We start from the raw sequence: 1932 nt of genomic DNA, 5'->3' as shown, positions 1-1932 counted from the left end.
AGTACCGGCAGATCCGTAAAGAACCATGAATTTCTGTATTGTCTTAGAATCTCCAGATACTATTGACCCTATAGACCATTCTATTTTATGTCGTTCTTCTGGAGTATATAGAGTACCAATAAGTGTATCCCAACCAGAGTGTTCTCCAACTTCCAATGGGTAATTTAACCTTTTACTAGCATAGTCTTTTTTAGTAGTTACCGTATTTGAAAATATCAACGTCTCGTCTAGTGGACTATAGAAATCTCTCATTTGTCTTTGACAATACTTATGCCAATTATCTATTAAACCAGTTTCAGCATCCCATAAGTGTAATACATTAACGTTAGGGTTAAATTTAACTTTATATTCTTCGGCAAATCTATCTAACTCATTATCTATTAGATGTATAGCGTCTTGTTCATCGGTTGACCAACGACATTCATTTTCTAGCCATATAGCATAGAAGTCACCGCCTCGAATCATTAAATCAGTTGATTTTTTTATTAAAAATTTTGGATATATCTCCACTACACCACTTTTAGTCATACGAGTGGCTATTATGAAAAAGTCAACCATTTGTTTTTACCTCCTATTTATAAACATCATCTATATACCAACACATTTGGTACCACAGTTCAACTTTTGTTAAATCATCGTATGTGTTATTTATTATAAATACATTATATTTCATACCATTTCTTTTGTACTTTCTATTCATAAATATATCTATTACATGTTCAACATATGTTTCATCATACTTGTTATTTGTCATGCTAGATAGTTCTAGATTGTTAACCATTTCCCAAAACCAATTACAAGCTTTAAATCTATCAGAATTATCTTCAGTCATATTTTGCATTTGAACGGCAAGACCTACCAACATTTCTAAAACACTACATTTGCTATTCCAATATAATATATCATCATAACCAGTATCTTCTGAGAAATATCTTCTCATATTAAGACCATCGTTAAGACGATTTCTATCAAAATCAACAAAGTATGTATAATTAATATTGTGTAACTTTTCTAATAATTTATTTCTATTTCTATATTTACCATGTTTAACATAATCGCATAACCATTTAAAATACTCTTCGACTATATAATCCATAAGTTAAACACCTCCTTCTATCCATGATCGATACCCATTTGTATCGCGAAATCTTTCCAAGACATATCATCTCTTTGTACCTCGTAGTCTATACCAGTCTGTTCATTACGTACAAACATCGAAGTACAACCTGGATTTTCTTCGAATAATCTACTGTTTTCTAGACCGATATATGATTCTATATCTAACACTGTATCCGTGTCATCGGCTAATATTCCGTCCGCATAATATGTTAATACTTTCATATCATAGCCATGCATACCAACTTCTTCTTCATCTATTAACGTCGGTGGTATTATAATGTCTTTTGTATCATCAATCTGTATAACATTATGATGTTCTTTTGACTCATTTGTATTTTTGTGGTATTTAGTATAGTCCGTTTTTCTACCATCTTTTTTACTTTTGTTATATTCTTTTATGTCGTCAGTAGAAGCCACTTTTTCTATATCACAATTTTCCATTAAGTCTGATTCTCTATATTCTTTTCTGGCAATAAAATCTTCATCAATACCAGTTCTGTTTTTATATGTATCTTTAACTGATTGTATTTCTTCATCTAATATTTGTTCATATTTATTCTTAACAACATAACCGGTTATAAGTCCACCAAATAGACCTCCACTTAAAAATATTCCTAACTTTTTTATATTATTCATTATTATTTACCTCCAACAAATTTAACAGGCTATGAACATTATATCCATAGCCCATGTCTATTATTTTATTATATATCCTTTTATTAACGTTATACCTTTTTTAGCAGCTTTCATAGTAGTAAGTGTTCCGTATATATTACCCAATACAAAACCACCTACAAATATAGATACCGATTT

General features: G+C 30.2%; 2 protein-coding genes and 1 pseudogene. All 3 read right to left on the bottom strand.

Annotation, left to right across the window (positions count from 1 at the left end):
- A pseudogene (locus VLM92_RS13995) lies at nt 1–558 on the bottom strand (hypothetical protein); the annotation flags it as partial.
- Nucleotides 559–571: 13 nt separating this feature from the next.
- On the bottom strand, nt 572–1096 hold the full coding sequence (locus VLM92_RS13990; protein WP_325276943.1) for a hypothetical protein: 525 nt from the start codon (nt 1094–1096) through the stop codon (nt 572–574).
- Nucleotides 1097–1113: 17 nt separating this feature from the next.
- On the bottom strand, nt 1114–1755 hold the full coding sequence (locus VLM92_RS13985; protein WP_325276942.1) for a hypothetical protein: 642 nt from the start codon (nt 1753–1755) through the stop codon (nt 1114–1116).
- Nucleotides 1756–1932 lie beyond the last annotated feature (177 nt).

The organism is Romboutsia sp., assembly GCF_035470145.1.
GTDB lineage: Bacteria > Bacillota > Clostridia > Peptostreptococcales > Peptostreptococcaceae > Romboutsia_D.
This window is presented reverse-complemented; position numbering and strand designations above follow the sequence as displayed.

What these genes read in the sequence shown, in the direction of transcription:
- VLM92_RS13985 (WP_325276942.1), bottom strand. Translation starts at nt 1,755, where the DNA reads ATGAATAATATAAAAAAGTTAGGAATATTTTTAAGTGGAGGTCTATTT.
- VLM92_RS13990 (WP_325276943.1), bottom strand. Translation starts at nt 1,096, where the DNA reads ATGGATTATATAGTCGAAGAGTATTTTAAATGGTTATGCGATTATGTT.